At 65.7% G+C, this 20,640-nt stretch carries 16 protein-coding genes; 11 read left to right on the top strand and 5 right to left on the bottom strand.

Annotation, left to right across the window (positions count from 1 at the left end; translation table 11 throughout):
- Position 1: 1 nt before the first annotated feature.
- The 4 genes from DCG74_RS07515 to DCG74_RS07500 all read left to right on the top strand — a co-directional run bounded on the left by DCG74_RS07515 (position 2) and on the right by DCG74_RS07500 (position 3,486).
- Complete coding sequence (locus DCG74_RS07515; protein WP_172786035.1) at positions 2 to 1,621, top strand: ABC transporter ATP-binding protein; 1,620 nt, start codon at positions 2 to 4, stop codon at positions 1,619 to 1,621.
- 369 nt (positions 1,622 to 1,990) lie between these two features.
- On the top strand, positions 1,991 to 2,167 hold the full coding sequence (locus tag DCG74_RS07510; protein WP_172786036.1) for a hypothetical protein: 177 nt from the start codon (positions 1,991 to 1,993) through the stop codon (positions 2,165 to 2,167).
- Positions 2,164 to 2,373, top strand: a complete 210-nt coding sequence (locus tag DCG74_RS07505; RefSeq protein ID WP_080133401.1) for a hypothetical protein — start codon at positions 2,164 to 2,166, stop codon at positions 2,371 to 2,373. Before DCG74_RS07510 ends, DCG74_RS07505 begins: the two co-directional genes overlap by 4 nt.
- Positions 2,374 to 2,544: 171 nt before the next feature.
- Positions 2,545 to 3,486 (top strand): AEC family transporter, encoded by a 942-nt coding sequence (locus DCG74_RS07500; protein ID WP_172786037.1) that lies wholly within the window; start codon positions 2,545 to 2,547, stop codon positions 3,484 to 3,486.
- A gap of 35 nt (positions 3,487 to 3,521) precedes the next feature.
- Here the strand turns inward: DCG74_RS07500 and DCG74_RS07495 are convergent, their stop codons facing one another.
- Complete coding sequence (locus DCG74_RS07495) at positions 3,522 to 3,806, bottom strand: hypothetical protein (RefSeq protein WP_246708859.1); 285 nt, start codon at positions 3,804 to 3,806, stop codon at positions 3,522 to 3,524.
- 187 nt (positions 3,807 to 3,993) lie between these two features.
- On the opposite strand from DCG74_RS07495, the gene DCG74_RS07490 reads away from it, so the two are divergent.
- From DCG74_RS07490 to DCG74_RS07475, 4 genes are all read left to right on the top strand, one after another.
- Positions 3,994 to 4,314: a hypothetical protein gene (locus DCG74_RS07490; protein WP_172786039.1), complete on the top strand. Its 321-nt coding sequence runs from the start codon at positions 3,994 to 3,996 to the stop codon at positions 4,312 to 4,314.
- A gap of 224 nt (positions 4,315 to 4,538) precedes the next feature.
- Complete coding sequence (locus DCG74_RS07485) at positions 4,539 to 5,264, top strand: outer membrane protein (protein ID WP_172786040.1); 726 nt, start codon at positions 4,539 to 4,541, stop codon at positions 5,262 to 5,264.
- A gap of 163 nt (positions 5,265 to 5,427) precedes the next feature.
- The gene (locus DCG74_RS07480) at positions 5,428 to 7,572 is read left to right on the top strand and encodes a methyl-accepting chemotaxis protein (protein WP_172786041.1); all 2,145 of its coding nucleotides are present in this window, start codon (positions 5,428 to 5,430) and stop codon (positions 7,570 to 7,572) included.
- 289 nt (positions 7,573 to 7,861) lie between these two features.
- Positions 7,862 to 8,923, top strand: a complete 1,062-nt coding sequence (locus tag DCG74_RS07475; protein ID WP_172786042.1) for an MBL fold metallo-hydrolase — start codon at positions 7,862 to 7,864, stop codon at positions 8,921 to 8,923.
- A gap of 170 nt (positions 8,924 to 9,093) precedes the next feature.
- On the opposite strand, the gene aroQ is transcribed toward DCG74_RS07475, so the two are convergent.
- Positions 9,094 to 9,525, bottom strand: a complete 432-nt coding sequence (aroQ, locus tag DCG74_RS07470; RefSeq protein WP_172786043.1) for a type II 3-dehydroquinate dehydratase — start codon at positions 9,523 to 9,525, stop codon at positions 9,094 to 9,096.
- A gap of 278 nt (positions 9,526 to 9,803) precedes the next feature.
- Here aroQ and hemA point away from each other — a divergent pair, with 278 nt between their 5' ends.
- Both hemA and DCG74_RS07460 read left to right on the top strand, forming a co-directional pair.
- The gene (gene hemA / locus DCG74_RS07465) at positions 9,804 to 11,033 is read left to right on the top strand and encodes a 5-aminolevulinate synthase (RefSeq protein ID WP_172786044.1); all 1,230 of its coding nucleotides are present in this window, start codon (positions 9,804 to 9,806) and stop codon (positions 11,031 to 11,033) included.
- A 361-nt stretch (positions 11,034 to 11,394) separates the two neighbouring features.
- Complete coding sequence (locus DCG74_RS07460) at positions 11,395 to 14,904, top strand: PAS domain-containing hybrid sensor histidine kinase/response regulator (protein WP_172786045.1); 3,510 nt, start codon at positions 11,395 to 11,397, stop codon at positions 14,902 to 14,904.
- A 593-nt stretch (positions 14,905 to 15,497) separates the two neighbouring features.
- Here DCG74_RS07460 and DCG74_RS07455 read toward each other — a convergent pair.
- The 3 genes from DCG74_RS07455 to DCG74_RS07445 all read right to left on the bottom strand — a co-directional run bounded on the left by DCG74_RS07455 (position 15,498) and on the right by DCG74_RS07445 (position 17,613).
- The gene (locus DCG74_RS07455) at positions 15,498 to 16,058 is read right to left on the bottom strand and encodes a cytochrome P460 family protein (protein ID WP_172786046.1); all 561 of its coding nucleotides are present in this window, start codon (positions 16,056 to 16,058) and stop codon (positions 15,498 to 15,500) included.
- 71 nt (positions 16,059 to 16,129) lie between these two features.
- Positions 16,130 to 17,158 carry an alpha/beta fold hydrolase gene (locus DCG74_RS07450; protein WP_172786047.1) on the bottom strand — a complete coding sequence of 343 codons (1,029 nt, stop codon included), beginning with the start codon at positions 17,156 to 17,158 and terminating at the stop codon, positions 16,130 to 16,132.
- 35 nt (positions 17,159 to 17,193) lie between these two features.
- Entirely contained in the window at positions 17,194 to 17,613 is a 420-nt protein-coding gene (locus tag DCG74_RS07445) for an organic hydroperoxide resistance protein (RefSeq protein ID WP_172786048.1), read from the bottom strand.
- 194 nt (positions 17,614 to 17,807) lie between these two features.
- On the opposite strand from DCG74_RS07445, the gene DCG74_RS07440 reads away from it, so the two are divergent.
- Complete coding sequence (locus DCG74_RS07440) at positions 17,808 to 20,639, top strand: tetratricopeptide repeat protein (protein WP_172786049.1); 2,832 nt, start codon at positions 17,808 to 17,810, stop codon at positions 20,637 to 20,639.
- The last annotated feature ends 1 nt before the right edge of the window (position 20,640 follow it).

Genomic DNA, 20,640 nt, shown 5'->3' with positions numbered 1-20,640 from the left:
GATGACCGCCTCGCCCGCCGTCTCCATCAAGAACTTGCGGATCGCGTTGCCCAAGGGCGCCGAGCGCCCCTTCGCGGTCGACGGCGTCTCGCTCGATTTGCAGCCCGGCAAGATCGTCTGCGTCGTCGGCGAGTCCGGCTCCGGCAAGTCGATGTGCGCGCATGCGCTGATGGGCCTGTTGCCGGATACGGTGTCGGTCGCCTCGGGCGAGATCCAGTTCGAGGGCAGCGACCTGCTCAAGCTCGATGACGACGGCTGGCGCGATCTGCGCGGCCGACGGCTCGCGATGATCTTCCAGGAGCCGATGACCGCGCTCAATCCGTTGATGCGGATCGGCGACCAGATGGCGGAGATGTTCGAGGCCCACGGCCTGCTCACGCCGAAGGAGCGGCGCGCCAAGGCGTTGTCGCTGGCACGCGAGGTCGGCCTGCCCGACCCCGAGCGCATCGTCCGCGCCTATCCGCACCAGCTCTCCGGCGGCCAGCGCCAGCGCGCCATGATCGCGATGGCGCTCGCGCTCGAGCCGGCGGTGCTGGTCGCCGACGAGCCGACCACCGCGCTCGACGTCACCACGCAGGCCCAGATCCTGAAGCTGATCCGCAATCTCCAGCAGAGCCGCAACATGGCGGTGATGTTCATCACCCATGATTTCGGCGTGGTTGCCGATATCGCCGACCAGGTCGTGGTGCTCCGCCACGGCAAGGTCGTCGAGGAAGGACCGGCCACAGTCGTCTTCAACGCGCCGCAGCACGACTACACCAAGGCATTGCTTGCCGCCGTGCCCTCGATGGATCCGCCGCCGCGAGAGCCACTCGACGATCGGGCCAGGGCCGTCGAGGTGATCGGGCTGGACAAGACCTATGTCACGTCGGGCGGTTGGTTCCGCGAGGATCGCCGCGTCGATGCGGCGCGCGCGGTCAATTTCAACATCCTCAAGGGCGAGACGCTCGGCCTGGTCGGCGAATCCGGCTCGGGCAAATCGTCGGTGGCGCGCCTGGTGATGCGGCTGATCGAAGCCGACCGCGGCACGGTGCGGATCGGCGAGACCGACCTCACGTCTCTGTCCGGCAAGGCGCTGCGCGCCGAGCGCCATCGCATCCAGATGATCTTCCAGGATCCGTTCGCCTCGCTCAATCCGCGGCGCAAGATCGTCCACATCATCGCCGACGGCCCGATCGCAGCCGGCCTCGATCCGAAAGTTGCGTTCGACCGCGCCCGCGATCTCCTCAAGATGGTGGGCCTCGATGCCGGCGCGCTCGAACGCTATCCGCACGAATTCTCCGGCGGCCAGCGCCAGCGGGTCGGCATTGCCCGTGCGCTCGCGCTCGAGCCGGAGATCATCGTTGCGGATGAGGCCGTCTCCGCGCTCGACGTCTCCGTGCAGGCGCAGGTGTTGAAGCTGCTGGAAGACCTCAAGGCGCGCCTCGGCCTGTCGATGCTGTTCATCACCCACGATCTGCGGGTCGCGGCCCAGATCTGCGACCGCATCGCGGTGATGCAGCGCGGCGCCATCGTCGAGCTGAAGCCGACTGCACAACTGTTCGCCGCGCCCGAGCATGCCTATACGCGCGAGTTGCTCGCAGCCGTGCCCGGACGGAAGGAGCACGCGCCGGCGGCCTGAGACGGCTCGTCTTCATTCATCGATCTCCGTGATGGTTCCAAAAACTTGCACGCTGAGCGGGAGAAACCTATTCGATCCAGCAGCATTTGCTTTTGTGAGACCATCCTTGCTCATGTCGGCAAGGGGTGAGTTGACGCCAATACTCGCTCGTCGCGGCTGCCGCCGTACAACGAACGTGACGTGGTGGGCAGCTTCACAACCCAGCAAATGAGACACACCGGGATGCTGGGAATCGCACAGCGCAGTCACGCGCTTTTTATCCGGTCGTGACCGGGCCTGCCGCTTCAAGGCCGAAGGCGGCACCATAGATGACGATTGAAATGATCGACGTCATCTCATGACGGACTCACACTGATATTCGGAGCCAACATGGGCGAAGTTATTCGATTTGTCTCAAAATCCGAGCGCGAGCGAGCACGCCTCATCGAGGAGGCTCGCGCGATCTACGACAGCATCTTCCCGCCGGCCGATCCGGCCAACGAGGGCCAGGGAAAGCCGGCGATCGGCCGCCCGTTCATCGGCCGCGACGGGGGTAACGTATCGTGATCAAGATCATCGCCGTGCTTTGCAGCCTCGCCTCTCCCTCCAATTGTCACGAGCAGATCGTCACCACGTCGGACTTCGCGCAAGTCTCGGTGCAGTCGTGCCTGATGGGCGCGCCGCAGCTCGCCGAATGGATGAACCAGCATCCGGCCGAGCGCCTAGCGGCATGGCGCTGCGTGATTGGTCAACAGACCGGCCGCGGGATCTAGGCCCGGACCTCTCGCTTCGGCGCAGTAAGCCGTTCGCGATGGGTCCCGGCTCACGTTCGCGCGTCCGGGACACGGCACCAAGCCTGCGCCTCGCTGAACGTTGGGCAGTGACGGCACTCCATCCCCGGAGTAACCTCTCGTTGCGGCCGTTCGCAGCAAGGGGGACGCCGGATGGAAGTCGCCAGTCTCGTTCTTCCGGTCTTCGCGATCATCGTCACCGGCTGGCTCGCAGGCGAGCTTGGCTATCTCTCGCGCTCGCTTGCCGATGCCCTGGTCCACTTTGCCTACAACGTGGCGATGCCGGCGCTGTTGATCGTCACGATCGCCCAGGAGCCGGCGCGCAATCTCCTGGAATGGCGCTTTCTGCTCGCATTCGGCGGCGGCTCGCTGATCTGCTTCGCGCTCGTGTTCCTGCCGGTCCGCGCAGGCGGTACACACGATCTTGCCAGCAGCACCATCCATGGGATGGCAGCGGCGATGACCAACACCGGATTCGTCGCGCTACCGATCCTGCATGCGATCTACGGTCAACCCGCCGTGCTGCCCGCGGCAGTCGCGACGGTGTTCGTTGCCGCGGTGATGTTTCCGATCACGGTGGTCCTGCTGGAAAAGCACGATGCACGCGGAGCCTCCGTGCACTCCACGGGACTGGCAAGGCAAATCCTACTCAATCCCATGGTGCTGTCGACGCTCATCGGCCTCACCTGGGCGGTGACGGGACTGCCGATTCCGGCACCGGTCGCGTCCTACCTCAACATGGTCGCTGCCGCGCTCACGCCGTGCGCGCTGTTTGCCATCGGGCTCGGTCTCTCCGTGGAGGGCCTGAGGTCCAACCTGAAAGCGTCGTTTGCGCTCGCGGCGGTGAAACTCGTGGTCATGCCGCTCATCGTCTACGGACTTTCCGTCATGATCGGCCTTACCCCTCTCTACACGGTTGCGGCCGTCATCTGCGCGGCCGTGCCGACGGCGAAAACCGTCTACGTCCTCGCGCATGAGCACAAGGTCGAGGAAAAGCTGGTTGCCGCCACGGTGTCGATCACGACGATGCTGTCGGTCGCAACATTGCTGATCGCGCTTTACCTGCTCTCGGGATCGGCGAGCGGCCTACGTTGATCCGCCAGTGGCTTGCGCCTTACCCGGAGCCCTTTCTATCTCGTGGTATTGCTCCAGGTCGGAACCGAGTTGGTCACGCCGACCGAGGGCCAATTGTATGATCCGACCGACGGCGCGGTGACGGTGCCGACCGTCTGTCCGGACGATCCATACGACGCCCCCGGCTGTGCGGCCGGCGCTCCGGCTCCGCTATTGGTCGGCGCCATCACGCCAGTGCTGTAATGCCGGCTCGACCGGACCTTTTTTGCTTCAGCCGCGAAAGGCGCGGCAAGAAGTCCGGTAGTGATGAGCGCGGCGATGGCAAGTCTGACTGTCTTCATGGCTGATCCTTTCGCACGCTACGCACCCCGATATGCCAAGTGTTCATGGATCGGGAAATTTCCATGGGTCTGCCTTCATAACTCCGCGAGCGGACGGAGGTGCCGCGGCGCGGCGCACTCGGCCGCCTTCGGATGGACCCGAATCAGCGCTAGTGCATTGCTTTCAGTGACTTCCCTGGACGCAAGCATGACCGGCGCCGAACTGAAGCAGCTTCGCAACGACCTCTCCGATGCCCTCGAGCGCAAGCTCAGCGCGGCCGACATGGCCAAGCTTTGCGGTTTGCCGGGAACGAGCGGCGCCGACACCATCCGGCGCTGGGAGGTCAGCGGCCCGACGCCGGAGGCGACCAGGATCTTGCGCGTGCTCGCGATGGCGAGCGAGCGCTATCCGATCCTGGACAAGTTCGACATCTTCGATCGACACGACGTGCGTGAGGAAGACAGGCCGGCGAAGCGCGCCGCCTTTCGCGCGCAGATGCGCGATGAGGCGCGGCGGCGCCTTGGTTAACACAAGACGCGCGCAAGTTACCGACAAGGCGCGCCGTTAAGCCTTTCTTCACCACTTCTTAAGTCGCCATTAAGCACGAAAATCATTTGCACCCCAACAAGTTACGTTGGGTCTCGCTGTGCCACGGATGTGACAGCATTTTCGTCAAAAGCGAGCTATCTGCAAAACCGATGCGGCGCAGAGAACGCGCCTGCCGGGGACCTTACGTGTTGGAGTTCAAGACCATGAAGAAGATTCTGTTTGCGACCGTGGCGCTGCTCGTGCTCGGCGCGGCTGCGCCGGCCGTCGGCGCCGATCTCGGCAACCGCAATTATTACAAGACGCCCGCGCCGGCCTACGCCGCGCCGATCTACAATTGGACGGGCTTCTATCTCGGCGCCCATGTCGGTGGCGCGTTCTCCAGCGACAACAATTTCAACGGCCTCTCCACCGGCAACAACGGCAACGGCCGCTTCCTCGGCGGCGTGCAGGTCGGTGCGGACTGGCAGTTCAACCCCAACTTCGTGGTCGGCGTCGAAGGCCAGTATTCCTGGCTCTCCGGCAGCGTCGGCGCGGTGTTCCCGGGCGGCATCGCCTACACCAACGACCAGCGCGGCCTCGGCTCGATCACCGGCCGCGTCGGCTACACCTGGGGTCCCGGCCTGGTCTACGTGAAGGGCGGCTACGCCTATTCGGACAACAACGAGAAGGTCACCGTCGGCGGCGTGCCGACCGCCTTCGTCATCACGGGCGATCACCGCAACGGCTACACCGTCGGCGCCGGCCTCGAATACATGTTCGCCCCGAACTGGTCGGCCAAGGCCGAGTACCAGTACTACAATTTCGGCGAGGCGAGCTTCACCGGCGGTACGCTCGCGGGCACCGGCAGCTTCACCACCGACGACCATACCTTCAAGGCGGGCGTCAACTACCGCTTCAACTGGGCAAGCCCGGCTGTGGCGCGCTACTGATCGTTAGCAAGACGTTATCGCGATGAGGGGCCGGCGACGTTGCCGGCCCTTCTTTTTTCGCTCTGCGGAACGCGCGCAACCGGTTGCAGCAATTGCGATTTTTTAACCGCCCCGCCCGATACTCCCGGCCACAAAACATAAGCAAGGGCGTGGGGGAATTTCGATGGGCATCCGTTTCAGTCTCGGCCGTTTCAAGCCGCGTTTCAAAATGCCGAGATGGGGCGTGCGCGGCAGCCTGTTCGCGGCCTTCGCGGTCATCGCGGGCATGGGCCTCGTGATCGCGGCCGGCGCAGGCCTTGCGCTGCAGAATCTCGGCGGACGCATTTCTGAACTGAGCGGACGAGACATTCCGCGCCTTTCCGCCAGCCTGCAATTGTCGGCGCTGAGTGCGAGCCTCGCGGCACAGGGACCGGCCCTGCTTGCGGCGCAAAGCGAAGACGCCCTGAACGAACGCACCAAGAAGCTCAGGGAATTGCAGGAGCAGACGCAGCAGAAGCTCAACGAGATCATCGAGCTCGGCGGCGACAAGAGCGTCGTGTCCGGACTCAGCGACACGATGAAGAGCATCAACGAGGCGGCTCAGAGCCTGACCAAGGCCGCCCGCGAACGGCTCGACGTCGCGGCCCTGCACGAAAAGCAATATGACGCGCTTCGCAACGCGCAGGGCGCCTTCGTCGGGGCAGCGAGCCCGGCGATGCTGGACGCGCAGACCCGAGTCAATGCCATCCTCGGTTCCGCCGACCTGTCCGCCGCCGATGCGAACGACGCCGCGCAGACCGTCGGTCAGCTCGGCAACGTCGTCGCCAGCGGCAATCTCGCGGCCGCCAACATGAGCGCGGCGCTTTCGGCGAGCACCAGCGACAAGCTCGACGACATCCAGAAGGAATTCAAGACGGCGCAGGGCCGCCTGCGGTCGAACCTCGATCTGTTGCCGGACAACCAGGGCAACAAGATGCTGCGCGACACCGCGGAAAAGCTGCTCGCGCTCGGCACCGGCAAGTCCGGCGTGTTCAATCTGCGCGAAAAGGAGCTCGATTCCATCGACTACGGCCAGACCATCCTGGACGAGACCCGCAAGCTCAATGTCGGCCTCGGCATCAGCGTGCAGCAGCTGGTCGACGGCGTGCAGAAGGAGACCAACACCTCGACCTTCCAGGCGCGGCAGGAGATTTCGCTCGCGACCTCAGTCATGCTGGCGCTGGGCGCGCTGATGCTGGTCGGCTCGGCGCTGTTCGTCTGGCTCTATGTCGGCCGCAACATCCTGCGCCGGATCGGCGCCCTGCAACAGTCGATGCAGCTGCTCGCCAACGGCGATCTCGAAACCGAGATCTACCGCTCGAAGAATCACAACGACGAAATCTCCGTCATGGCGAACACGCTGCAGGTGTTCCGGGAGAGCATGATCGAGACCCGCGCGCTGACGAGCGAGCAGGACAAGGACCGTATCGCCAAGGCCGAGCGTGCCGCGCGCATGGAAGCGAAGATCGCCCAATTCGAAAGCACGGTGCGCTCCGCGCTCGACAATCTGGCGCAATCGGCCAATTCGATGCAATCGACGGCGCAGAGCATGTCGAACACCGCCGACCAGTCCAACGCGCTGGTCAACGCGGTCGCCTCCGCCGCGGAAGAGACGTCGGTCAACGTGCAGACCGTGTCGGCCGGCACCGAGCAGCTGTCCTCCTCGATCCAGGAGATCAGCCGCCAGGTCGTGACTTCCGCCGGGATCGCCAAGAAGGCGGTCGACGAAGCGGGAGCGACCGACGCCACGGTGCAGAGCCTTGCCGACAGCGCAAGCCGCATCAGCGTCGTCGTCGACCTGATCCAGACCATCGCCTCGCAGACCAATCTGCTCGCACTCAATGCCACCATCGAGGCGGCGCGCGCGGGCGAGGCCGGCCGCGGCTTCGCGGTGGTCGCCTCCGAGGTGAAGAGCCTGGCGAGCCAGACCGCCAAGGCGACGGACGAAATCCGCACCCAGATCGCCAGCATGCAGGAAGTCACGACCTCCGCGGTCGGCGCCATCCAGGGCATCGGCCGGATCATCGGCGAGATCAACGACGTCACCACCACGATCGCAGCCGCGGTCGAGGAGCAAGGCGCCGCCACGCGCGAAATCGCCCGCAACATCCAGCATGCCGCCGGCGGCACCAGCGAGGTCTCCAGCAACATCGTCGGCGTCTCCACCGCGTCCGCCGAAGCGGGCGCTGCGGCCACCGAAGTGCTGGGCGCCTCGGACGCGCTGCGGCGCGAGGCCGATATGCTGCGCGGGGAGATCGACGCCTTCCTCAACGACATGCGGGCGGCGTAGGCACGCGGCATTGAGGCTGCGCTCCCTCTCCCGCAAGCGGGAGAGGGTTGGGGTGAGGGTGCCTCCACAATGGGATACTCGCGGCATCCCGAGAATTATCCCCGTGGGGAGAGAGCCCCCACCCGGCGCTACGCGCCGACCTCCCCCGCAAGCGGGAGAGGTGCAGCGGGTATTGGGCACGACCGTCCCACATCACGGAAAAACACTCCTCGGTATGACCGCCATGCGGTCGCCGCCCAGCATCCTTTTTCGGCTGGCGCCCCGCGCGCGCTGGGTTTAAGCCGGTAGCATGAGCTCAAAAACCGATACCGCGCCGTCCTCGGCCGAGGCCCTGCGCTACCCCTGGGAACAGCATCCCGGCCCCGAACAGGTGGTCGAGGTCAGGCCCGGCGTGTTGTGGGCGCGGCTGAAGCTGCCGTTTCGCCTCAACCACGTGAACATCTACCTGCTCGCCGATGGCGACGGCTATGCGATGATCGATGCCGGCTTCGGCAACGAGGAGACGATCGAGGCCTGGACGAAGCTGTTCGACGGCCCGCTGAAGGGCGTCACCATCACGCGCCTGATCGTCACCCACTCGCACCCCGACCATGTCGGTCTCGCCGGATGGATCGTGGAGCGCTTCAACTGCCCGCTGGTGATGTCGCAGGTCGAATATCTGCAATCGGTCTATCACCAGAACCGCGGCACCGAGGAGCGGCGCGAGGCGCAGCGGCTGTTCTTCCGCCGCCATGGCATGGATGAGTCGCTCACGGAAAAGCTGCTCGGCCGCGGCCAGGACTATCTCAAGCGCGTCTCGGTGCTGCCGCCGTCCTACCGCCGCATCTCGCATGGCGACGACGTCGTGATCGGCACGCGCCGCTTCAAGGTCATCACCGGCGGCGGCCACGCGCTCGACCAGGTGATGCTGTATTGCGCCGACGACAAGCTGTTCCTCTCCGCCGACCAGGTGCTGAGCAAGATCTCGCCGAATGTCAGCGTCTGGGCGGTCGAGCCCGACCAGAACTCGCTCGGCGAATATCTGGCCTCGCTCGCCAGCCTCACCACGACGCTGCCCTATGACGTGCTGGTGCTGCCCGGCCACGGCGTGCCGTTCTACGGATTGAAGACCCGCATCAAGCAGCTCGCCGACCACCACGAGGAGCGCTGCCGCCTGATCGCGGAAGCCTGCCGCGAGGTGCCGCAAACCTCGCGCGCCCTGGTGCCTGTCGTGTTCAACAAGCACGTGCTCGACGAGCACCAGATGGGCTTTGCCGCCGGCGAGCTCGTCGCCCACGTCAACTACATGATCGTCGAGGGCCGCCTCACGGCCGAGATGCAGGACGGCGTGCTGCAGTTTCGGACGACGTGAGTTCTTTCTTCACCTCGCCCCGCTTGCGGGGAGAGGTCGGTCGCGAAGCGACCGGGTGAGGGGGAGTCTCTGCGAGTCCTACTCTCACCGTCCCCGCGGAGAGTCCCCCTCACCCCAACCCTCTCCCCGCAAGCGGGGCGAGGGAGTAGACCAGCCCCGCGGCAATCACCTCACTTCATATTCGCGATCGCGTGCAGCGCCGCGATGTAGCCGAACGGCCCGAGCCCGCAGATCACGCCGGTCGCCACGAACGAGATCTTGGAGTGCCGGTGATATTCGTCACGGGCGTGGATGTTGGAGATGTGGACCTCCAGCACCGGGCCCTCGAACGTCTTGATCGCATCCATGATCGAGACCGAGGTGAAGGACAGGCCGGCCGGATTGATGACGATGGCATCGGCGTCCTGCCGCGCCGACTGGATCAGATCGACCAGCACGCCCTCGTGGTTGGACTGATGAAAGGCGAGCTTGAGGCCGAGCGTTGCGGCGGCCGCCTCGCAGCTCGCGTTGACCTCCGCGAGCGTCGTGGTGCCGTAGATGTGCGGCTCGCGGATACCGAGCATGTTGAGGTTGGGACCGTTGAGGATCATCACGCGCTTCATGGAAGGGCCCTTTCGAAGACCTGGTTGAGCAAGGAAAGCGCGTGCCGGGCCGCGACGGAAGACGAGAGGCCAAGGGGCCGAACCCTCGCCCGGCAGATGGTGCAGAGCAGCATTATATGTCGCGCAGGGTTGATCGGGATCAAACTGCGACGCGCCGGATAGGGCATTTTGCCCAAATGCTCCACAGATCCAAATGTGGGATAGCGCATAGACATTAGAGCTGGAAAAGCTCTAAGTAGATGCGTCCCCTTGGTCAGGTTCCGTTGCAGGTTTTGCCGATGGATTACGCCCAATTCTTCGATACCGCCCTCGATCGCCTCCATACCGAGCGGCGTTATCGCGTGTTCGCCGACCTCGAACGCACGGCCGGCCGGTTCCCGCACGCGGTCTGGCACTCGCCCAAGGGCAAGCGCGACGTCGTGATCTGGTGCTCCAACGACTATCTCGGCATGGGCCAGCATCCGAAGGTGGTCGGCGCCATGGTCGAGACCGCGACGCGGGTCGGCACCGGCGCCGGCGGCACCCGCAACATCGCCGGCACGCATCATCCGCTGGTGCAGCTCGAAGCCGAGCTCGCCGATCTCCACGGCAAGGAAGCCGCGCTGCTGTTCACCTCGGGCTATGTCTCGAACCAGACCGGCATCCCGACCATCGCAAAGCTCATTCCGAACTGCCTCATCCTGTCGGACGAGCTCAACCACAATTCGATGATCGAGGGCATCCGCCAGTCCGGCTGCGAGCGGATCGTGTTCCGCCACAACGACGTTGCGCATCTCGAAGAACTGTTGAAAGCGGCCGGCCCCGATCGGCCGAAGCTGATCGTCTGCGAGAGCCTCTATTCCATGGACGGCGATGTCGCGCCGCTCGCCAGGATCTGCGATCTCGCCGAGAAGTATGGCGCGATGACCTATGTCGACGAAGTCCACGCCGTCGGCATGTACGGCCCGCGCGGCGGCGGCATCGCCGAGCGCGACGGCGTGATGCATCGCATCGACATTCTCGAGGGCACGCTGGCCAAGGCGTTCGGCTGTCTCGGCGGCTACATCGCCGCCAACGGCCAGATCATCGACGCCGTGCGCTCCTATGCGCCGGGCTTCATCTTCACCACCGCGCTGCCGCCGGCGGTCTGCTCGGCCGCGACCGCCGCGATCAGGCACCTGAAGACGTCGAGCTGGGAGCGCGAGCGTCACCAGGACCGCGCCGCCCGCGTCAAGGCGATCCTCAATGCCGCCGGCCTGCCGGTGATGTCGAGCGACACCCACATCGTACCGCTGTTCGTCGGCGATCCCGAGAAGTGCAAGCAGGCCTCCGACCTGCTGCTGGAAGAGCACGGGATCTACATCCAGCCGATCAACTATCCGACCGTCGCCAAGGGCACCGAGCGCCTGCGCATCACGCCCTCGCCCTATCATGACGACGGCCTGATCGATCAGCTCGCCGAAGCGCTGTTGCAAGTGTGGGACCGCCTCGGCCTGCCGCTGCGCGCCAAGTCGCTGGCAGCGGAATAGGGTCCTCCCTTACCCTCCCCTGGAGGGCAGGCCTATCGCATATGACTTCTCGCGGCGGCCGGTGCGCACGCCTCGTCCTTCGAGACGGCGCTGGCGCGCCTCCTCAACTCCGTCCTCATCCTGAGGAGCCCGCCTCAAGCGGGCGTCTCGAAGGATGGCCGCGGGGAAGGGCTCTCAAATGCGATAGCCCTCCCCCTCCAGGGGAGGGTAAGAGCGGGCAGCTCATCCTACGGCTTAACGACACCCGCAGTTCCCGCGGGCGCCGGGCATTTCGCTGTCGCTTGCGTCCGCTCAACGCGCTAGATTTACGGGGAAAATGAGCTCGGGCGCCGCCGGCGCCCAGGGAGAGAGCCCCCGACCCATGCTGCACGATTGGGGCGTGATCGCCGCCGCCTTCGGCTATATCGGCTTCCTGTTCCTGGTGGCGAGTCACGGCGATCGCCGCTCGCCGGCCGGGCGCGGCCGCGCCTCCGGGCTGATCTACCCGCTCTCGCTGGCGATCTACTGCACGTCCTGGACCTTCTTCGGCTCGGTCGGCTTCGCCACCCGCACCTCGACCGACTTCCTCGCGATCTATGTCGGTCCGATCCTGATGATCGGGCTAGGAGCCGGCGTGCTCCGCCGCGTCATCCAGCTCGCCAAGGCCCACAACATCACCTCGATCGCCGACTTCATCGGTGCCCGCTACGGCAAGAGCCAGGCGGTGGCGGCGACCGTCGCCGCAATCGCGATCATCGGCTCGGTGCCCTATATCGCGCTCCAGCTCAAGGCGGTGGCCTCCTCGCTGGGCACGATCCTGAGCGAAGACCAGGCCTTCTCGCACATCCCGATCCTCGGCGACATGGCGCTGATGGTGACGCTGGCGATGGCGGCCTTCGCGGTGCTGTTCGGCACGCGGCAGACCGACGCGACCGAGCACCAGCACGGCCTGATGCTGGCGGTGGCGACCGAATCCATCGTCAAGCTGGTCGCCTTTCTAGCCGCCGGCATTTTCGTCACCTTCTGGATGTTCTCGCCGCATGAACTGATCGAGCGTGCGATGAGGACGCCGGAAGCGGTGCGCGCCATCAACTATTCCCCGTCGATCGGCAACTTCCTGACCATGACGTTGCTGTCGTTGTGCGCGATCATGCTGCTGCCGCGCCAGTTTCACGTCAGCGTGGTGGAGAATTCCAGCGATGCCGAGGTCGGCCGCGCGCGCTGGCTGTTCCCGCTCTACCTCGTTGCCATCAACCTGTTCGTGATCCCGATCGCGCTCGCCGGCCTCGTGACCTTCCCGTTCGGCGCGGCCGACCCTGACATGTACGTGCTTGCCCTGCCGATCGAGGGCGACGCGGACCTGCTCAGCGTCGCCGTCTTCGTCGGCGGACTGTCGGCGGCGACCGCCATGGTGATCGTCGAATGCGTTGCGCTCTCCATCATGGTCTCGAACGACCTCGTGGTGCCCCTGGTGCTGAAACGTCGGCCGGAGGGGCGCGCCGGCGGAGCCGATTTCAGCAACTTCCTGCTGCGCTCGCGCCGGCTCGCGATCTTCGCCATCATGGTGATGGCCTATTTCTACTATCGCGCGCTCGGCAACACCCAGCTCGCGGCGATCGGCCTGCTCTCCTTTGCCGCCATTGCCCAGCTTGCCCCGAGCTTCTTCGGCGGGCTGCTCTGGCGGCGCGCGACCGCGCGCGGGGCGATCGGCGGCATGCTGGTCGGCTTTGCGGTGTGGCTCTACACGCTGTTCATGCCGAGCTTCATGGATTCCTCGACATCAGGCATCCTGCTGCTGCAGCACGGCCCGTTCGGGATCGAGGCGCTGCGGCCGCAGGCACTGTTCGGCGCCGACCTGCCGCCCCTCATGCACGGCGTGATCTGGTCGCTGTCGCTCAACATCCTGACCTATGTGCTGCTGTCGCTGGCGCGCCGGCCGTCCTCCATCGAGCTGCTGCAGGCCGATCTGTTCGTGCCCAACACGCTCGCACCGATCTCGCCGAGCTTCCGCCGCTGGCGCACCACGGTCACCGTGCAGGACATCCAGACCACGGTGGCGCAATATCTCGGGCCCGACCGCGCGCGGCAATCCTTCGAGGCCTTCTCGGCCCGGCGCAACGTGCGGCTGGAGCCCGGTGCGCCCGCCGATTTCGAGCTGCTGCAACACGCCGAGCACCTGATTGCCTCCTCGATCGGCGCGGCTTCCTCCCGCCTCGTGATGTCGCTGCTGTTGCGCAAGCGAACGGTCTCCGCCAAGGCCGCACTGAAGCTGCTCGACGATTCCCACGCGGCGCTGCATTTCAACCGCGAGATCCTGCAGACCGCGCTCAACCATGTGCGCCAGGGCATTGCGGTGTTCGACGCCGATCTGCAACTGATCTGCTCCAACCGGCAGTTCGGCGATCTCCTCAATGTGCCACTGCATCTGATCCAGTTCGGCACGCCCTTGCACGAGATCCTGGAATTCATCGGCCTCGGCGATCCGAACGATCCGCTCGAGCGCGAGGCCCTGCTGAAGCGGCGCCTTGCCGCCTACACCACCGACAGCGAGCCTTATCTCGAGCGCCTGCCGGAGCGGCACATGGTGATCGAAGTGCTCACCAACCGCATGCCCGGCGGCGGCTTCGTCATCACCTTCACCGACGTCACGCCCACCTTCGAAGCCGCGGAAGCGCTGGAGCGCGCCAATGCGACGCTGGAAAAGCGCGTGCGCGACCGCACCGAAGAGCTGACGCGGCTGAACTCCGAATTGGCTCTCGCCAAGAGCGCGGCGGAGGACGCCAGCATCTCCAAGACGCGTTTCCTCGCCGCCGCCAGCCACGACATCCTGCAGCCGCTGAACGCGGCGCGGCTCTACGTCACGAGCCTCGTCGAGCGCCAGCACAATGGCGAAGAGACGCGGCTGGTCGAGAACATCGACGAATCGCTGCAGGCGATCGAGGAAATCCTCGGCGCGCTGCTCGACATCTCCAGGCTCGATGCCGGTGCGATGACGACCTCGATCTCGAGCTTCAAGATGGCCGATCTGATGCGCTCGCTGGAAATCGAGTTCGCGCCGATCGCGCGCGCCAAGGGCCTGGAACTCGCCTTCGTGCCCTGCTCGCTGCCGGTGCAGTCGGACCGCCTGCTGCTGCGGCGGCTGCTGCAGAACCTGATCTCGAACGCGATCAAATACACCCCGCGCGGCCGCGTGCTGGTCGGCTGCCGCCGCCGCGGCGCCTCGCTCAAGATCTGCGTCTACGACACCGGCGTCGGCATCCCCCCGGTCAAGCGCGGCGAGATTTTCAAGGAATTCCATCGCCTGGAGCAGGGCGCGCGGATCGCGCGCGGTCTCGGCCTCGGGCTCTCGATCGTGGAACGGTTGGCACGCGTGCTCAATCACGGCATCGCCATCGAGGCCAATGCCGGTGGCGGCTCGGTATTCTCCGTGACGGTGCCGACGGCGAAGGCGATCACCCACACCGCGGCCGTGACCAGCGCGACGCCGCTGGCGCGCACGCCGATCTCGGGCGCGCTGATCGTCTGCATCGAGAACGATGCGGCGATCCTCGACGGCATGCGCACGCTGCTCAAGGCCTGGGACGCCGAGGTGATCGCGGTCGCCGATCCCGAAGGGGCGATCGCCGCCATCGAAACCGCCGGACGGCGCGTCACCGGCCTCCTGGTCGACTATCACCTCGATCGCGGCAACGGCATCGCCGCCATCCGCGAGATCCGCCGCCGCTTCGGCGACGGCATCCCCGCGATCCTGATCACCGCCGATCGCAGCCCCGCCGTGCAGGTCGCCGCGCGCGACGAGAAGATCGCGGTGCTCAACAAGCCGGTGAAGCCGGCTTCGCTGCGTGCTCTCCTTGGGCAGTGGCGCACGCAGCAGATGGTGGCGGCGGAGTGAGACGCACTGGTACCTCCACATCGTCATTGCGAGCGCAGCGAAGCAATCCAGAATCCGTCCGCAGAGACAGTCTGGATTGCTTCGCTGCGCTCGCAATGACGGAGCAACCGTTGTCGTCCTCAAACCAGCATCTCGACTCGCAGACAGGCTTCGCCTTCTCGCGGCGCGTTTCGCCCGAGTTTTGCGCTTCGTGTCGCGCCCTCCTGGAGAAAGGGCGCAGGGAAGGCCGGGTGCTGGCTGGCACCCGCGGTCCGCTGCGCGAAATGCACACGCAGGAAGAACCGCACAGCAGCATACAGGTGAAGCCGAACACACGGCCTTCCCTGCGCGATGGTCGGACGGCTTATGCCGTGCTCTTGTGTCTGCAAATTATGCCAAAAAACGCGAACGGGCGGTTCTGACCAACCGCCCGTCGCTGGATCTGAGCCCGACCGTGCTCAAAGGCCTTGAGAGCCTGTCCGGGAGCGTGGGACAGATCCGGTGTCTTCCTCAACCGAACAGTTGCATGGGCTTCGAGCCCGAACCGAGCAAGGAAGAGAGTGGATGATGGCACAAGACGGTGGGGGCGGAATGATTGCGCAGCCAAGCTGCGCTCAGGGCGCAAGCCGCGTGAAGACGTAGTCGCGGCTCCTCGCGCGGGCTTCGTGACAGCCCCAGCACGTGCGGTGCTGAGCCTCGTCGACCGGTTTGCCGTCGATGAAGCGGCCAAAGCCCCAGCCGCCCGTTGCGGCATATTTCTTGGAATCCTTGACCATCACCTGGACCGTTGTGGCGGCCCCGGGAATCGTCGCGGACGCAAACTCCGGCGACTGTTTGCGCTTCCAGGCGCGCTTGACCAGGATGGTGCCGTCCGGGAATGGGAGCTTGCTGGCTTGATAGGCGTCGATGGCGGTCTGGTTGCCCACGACAGCGCGAAGTTCGTCGAGCGGGGCGGCCTCCTCTGCCGGAGCGATCAGCTCCCATTGCTTGTAGCCGGGCGGAATGGTGACGCCGAAGATCGGCGAGGCGTCCGCGGTATTTTGCGGAGGCCCCTCGGCAAGAGCGATCGAGACCAGATACGGCACGCAAGTCAGGAGAACGACCAGGAGGAGCACGGCCAGCGTGATCGCCGTGACGTAGGAGCGCTCTTTCTTTTCAGCTTCGATAGATGGCATGAGGTTTCTTCTAGTTGGATCGCGGCACATTCCCGGTCCAGCCAAGCTGGACCGAGGCATCGCATGAACGATCAGGCGTCGTCGGCGTCGATGACGGCCTTGGCGAAGGCTTGTGGTGCTTCCTGCGGCAGATTGTGGCCGACGCCGCCGGTGATCAGGCGAAACTCGTATCGGCCTGAGAACTTCTTGGCATAGGCGCTGGGGTCGGGATGGGGCGCGCCGTTGGCATCGCCCTCCATCGTGATCGTCGGCACCTCGATCTGCGGAGCTGCGGCCAGCTTCTTTTCGAGGTGCTCGTATTTCGCCTCGCCCTGGGCGAGCCCGAGCCGCCAGCGGTAATTGTGGATGGTGATCGCGACATGATCCCCGTTGTCGAGCGCCGCCGCGCTCCTGTTGAAGGTGGCGTCGTCGAACTTCCACTGCGGCGAGGCGAGCTTCCAGATCAGCTTGGCGAAATCGTGCGTGTACTTCTCGTATCCGGCGCGGCCGCGCTCGGTCGCGAAGTAGAACTGGTACCACCATTGCAGCTCCGCCTGCGGCGGCAACGGCGCGCTGCCGGCAGCCTGGCTGGAGATCAGATAGCCACTGACCGATACCAGCGCGCGGCAACGCTCCGGCCACAGCGCGGCGATAATGTCGGCGGTGCGCGCACCCCAGTCGAAGCCGGCGACCACGGCCTTCTTGATCTCGAGCTTGTCCATCAGCGCGATGATGTCCGCGGCCATGGCCACAGGCTCGCCGTTGCGCGGCGTTTCGCTGGAGAGGAAGTGCGTCGCGCCGTAGCCACGCAAGTATGGGATGATCACGCGATAGCCGGCCTTGGCCAGGAGCGGCGCGACGTCGATGAAGGCGTGAATGTCGTAGGGCCAGCCGTGCAGCAGGATCGCCACCGGACCGTTCGAGGGCCCCACCTCGGCATAGCCGACGTTGAGAACGCCGGCATCGATCTGCTTGATCGCGCCGAAGGATGTATTCGATGCGGAGGTTCGCTGCGGTTCCGTCTCGGCACGAGCGAACGCGACCATGCCGAGACCGACGGCGGCGGCTCCCGTGGCAATGCCGAGAAACTGGCGGCGGTGCTGATCGATGATCTGCTTCATGATGGTGTGACCTCGTCGTGGTTGATGATGGTGCGTCAGATCAGCGCGATCGTGACGTCGATGTTGCCGCGGACGGCCTTGGAGTAGGGGCAGGTTTGATGCGCTTCATCGAGGATGCCGCGTGCGATCTCGGGGTCGAGCCCCGGCAGGCTGACATTGAGGCGCGCCCTCAGCGAGTAGGCGCCCTCGTCGAGCACGAGATCGATCTCCGCATCGATCGCGCTTTTCCTGGGAAGCATCACCTTCCGCTTGCGCGCGGCGAGTTCCATCGCGCCTTCGAAGCAGGCCGACCAGCCGGCCGCAAACAACTGCTCGGGATTGGTGCCGATGCCGGCCCCGCCCGGCGGCGACAGCTTGACGTCGAGGCGACCGTCGGAACTGCGCGACATGCCGTCGTGGCGGCCGCCGTTGGTGTGCGTCCGGGCCGTGTAGAGCAGTTTTGCCGTTTCTGTCATGGAGAGCTCCTTGCCGTCGCGCACCTGACTAGCAGCGACGTGCTCCGGAAACCCGTTGGGACTTGTGAGAAATTGTGAGGCCGGCGCAGAAGCTGTTGCGAGGCCTGCAAACGTGGCCTGATGCCGATGCAACGCAGGCCTTGCCGGATGGCTGCCCTCTGGCTATCCGGTTCGCAAATGAGCAAGATTTCGCGATGACCACGCCGGCCGGGCCAAGGCTCTCGTTCGGACCATTCACCGTAGCGCCACATGAAAGGCTCGTGACGCGCGACGGCGTCGCGGTGCCGCTGGGCGCGAAGGCCTTCGACGCGCTGATCGCGCTGATGTCGCGGCCGAACGAGGTCGTCAGCAAATGGGATCTGATGGCCCTGGTGTGGCCCGGCATCACCGTCGAAGAGGCCAATCTGCGCTTTCACATCGCCGCTCTGCGCAAGGCGCTCGGCGACGGCAAGGACGGCGCGCGATACATCGCCACGCTTTCCGGGCGCGGCTATTGCTTCGTGGCGCCGATCTCCCAGACGGAGCTTCCGGCAGCGCGGCGCTCGCCCCCGTCCATGGAATTGCCGCCGGTCAAGCTGCCGAACCGGCTGCAGCGGATGGTCGGACGCGACCAGGCGGTCGCCGCCATCTCCGACAAGCTTCTCACCTCCCGCTTCGTCGCGATCGTCGGTCCGGGCGGCGTCGGCAAGACTGCCGTCGCGGTCGCGATCGCCCACGAGCTGCTCGCGACGTTCTCCGACGCCGCGCATTTCGTCGACCTTGCCGCGCTCAGCGATCCCGATCTCGTGATCACCTCGATCCTGCTGATGCTCGGCTTGCCGGCCGAGACCGACGACCCCCTGCCCGCGCTGCTCGCGCATCTCCGGGACAAGCGGATGCTGCTCATCCTCGACAATTGCGAGCATGTCATCGCCGCGGCGGCACCGCTGGCTTCGGCGATCTTCCACGCTGCGCCGGATGTCCACATTCTCGCCACCAGCCGCGAAGCCCTGCGCGTCGAGGGCGAGCAGGTCTATCGATTGGCGCCGCTCGCCGTTCCGCCTGACAGTGCCGGGCTGACCGCGGCGGCTGCGCAGACCTATCCCGCACTTCAGCTCTTCCTCGAACGTGCCACGGCCGGCGGCGCGCAGATCACGCTGGACGATACCAACGCCGCGACTATCGCGAGGATTTGCCGCAATCTTGACGGCATGGCCCTGGCGATCGAACTCGCCGCCGGCCGCGTCGAAGCTTACGGCCTGCAGCAGACGGCCGCGCTGCTCGACGAGCGTCTCAATCTGCTCTGGCAGGGCCAGCGCACCGCGCCGCCGCGGCAGAAGACGTTGCGGGCGACGCTGGACTGGAGCTATGGGCTGCTGTCCGACATCGAGCGCCTCGTGCTGCGGAGGCTGGCGGTCTTCGTGGGTCACTTCACCATCGACGCGGCCCTCGAGGTCGTCCCGGATGAACGTGCCGACCGCTCCCGCTTGTTCGATGCCATCGACAGTCTCGTCGCCAAATCGATGGTCGCGCCGCGGCCGATCGGCGCCATGATGCGCTACCGTCTGCTCGATACCACCCGCGCCTATCTGCTCGAGATCGAGCCGAACGACGCCGCGCTCGCCGCCCGCCACGCGACCTACTACCGGCGATGGCTGGAGCAGGCCGGCAGCACATGGGCGGCAACACCGAACGCCGACGAACGGGCGATCCACTTCTCCGCGCTCCACAACGTGCGTGCCGCGCTGGACTGGAGTTTTGGCGCGGGCGGCGACGCCAATGCCGGCATTGCGCTCGCCGCCGCGGCAGCACCGATCTTCCTCGCGATGTCGCTCTTGGTCGAATGCCGGCGCTGGTCGGAACGGGCACTGCGTGCGATGACCCCGTCCGCGCGTGGCAGCGCCGCTGAAATGCACATCCAGGCCGCCCTCGGACTGACCCTGATGTTCACGCGCGGCGGCAGCGAGGCGGCGCGCGTGGCCTTGAGCCGGAGCCTTGCGATCGCCGAGGCGCGCGGCGACGCGCCGAACCAGCTCCAGCTGCTCGGCCGCATGCATATCTTCCACGAACGGATGGGGCAGTTCGACGCCGCGCTTGGCTATGCGCAGCAGAGCCTTGCGGTCGCGCAGCCGCTCGGCGATCCCGGCTCGATCGTCCTCGCCCATTCGCTGCTCGGGGTCTCGCTTCATCTGGCCGGCAAGCACCGCGACGCGCTGAGGATGCTGGAGGTCGCATGGCAAGGGCCGGGCGCGGAACGAATCAGCACCATCCATGGCTTCGACCATCGCAACCGGGCCGGCATCACGCTGGCGCGCGAACTCTGGTTGCAGGGCCGGCCCGCGGACGCGCGGCAGCTGGCGGAACAGACGGTGACTGAAGCCGCGCAGATGGAGCATCCGATCACGCTCTGCATCGCGCTGATCTGGGCGGTCTCGATGTCGCTTTGGGACGGTGATCTCGACGGCGCGGAACAGCGCATCGACCAGTTCATCGCGCATGCCGAATCTCGATCGATGGGTCCCTATCTCCTGGTGGGCCGCGGCGTGAAAGGCGAACTGGCGATCCGGCGGGGAGACGCCGCACATGGCGTCGAGACGATCGAGGCTTGCCTATGCGAGCTCCACGAGGCCGGCTACGAATTGCTCACCACCACCTTCAACATCGCGCTGGTTCAAGGCTTGCTGGCGCTTGGACAGATCGAGCAGAGCGCGCGCCTGATCGACGATGCGATCCGCCTCGTCGCTCAGAGCGGCGATCATCTCTACATGCCTGAATTGCTGCGGATGAAGGCCAAGGTCCTGTTGCACCTGCCAGAGCCGAGAGCCGAGCAACCAGAGGTTCACTTGATGCAAGCGCTGGATCTGTGTCGCCGCCAAGGCGCCACAGCGTGGGAGCTGCGCGCCGCGATCGATCTCGCCGGGCTGTTTGCTGAACGCGGGCAGCGCGACGAGGCGAAGCGATGGCTCCAATCGGCGCTCGAGGGCTTTGCCGAGGGCTCCGAGACGGCGGATATCAGAGCGGCCAACCTGCTTCTGACCACGCTGTAGC

It is taken from the genome of Bradyrhizobium sp. WBAH42, from assembly GCF_024585265.1.
Lineage (GTDB): Bacteria > Pseudomonadota > Alphaproteobacteria > Rhizobiales > Xanthobacteraceae > Bradyrhizobium.
This window is presented reverse-complemented; position numbering and strand designations above follow the sequence as displayed.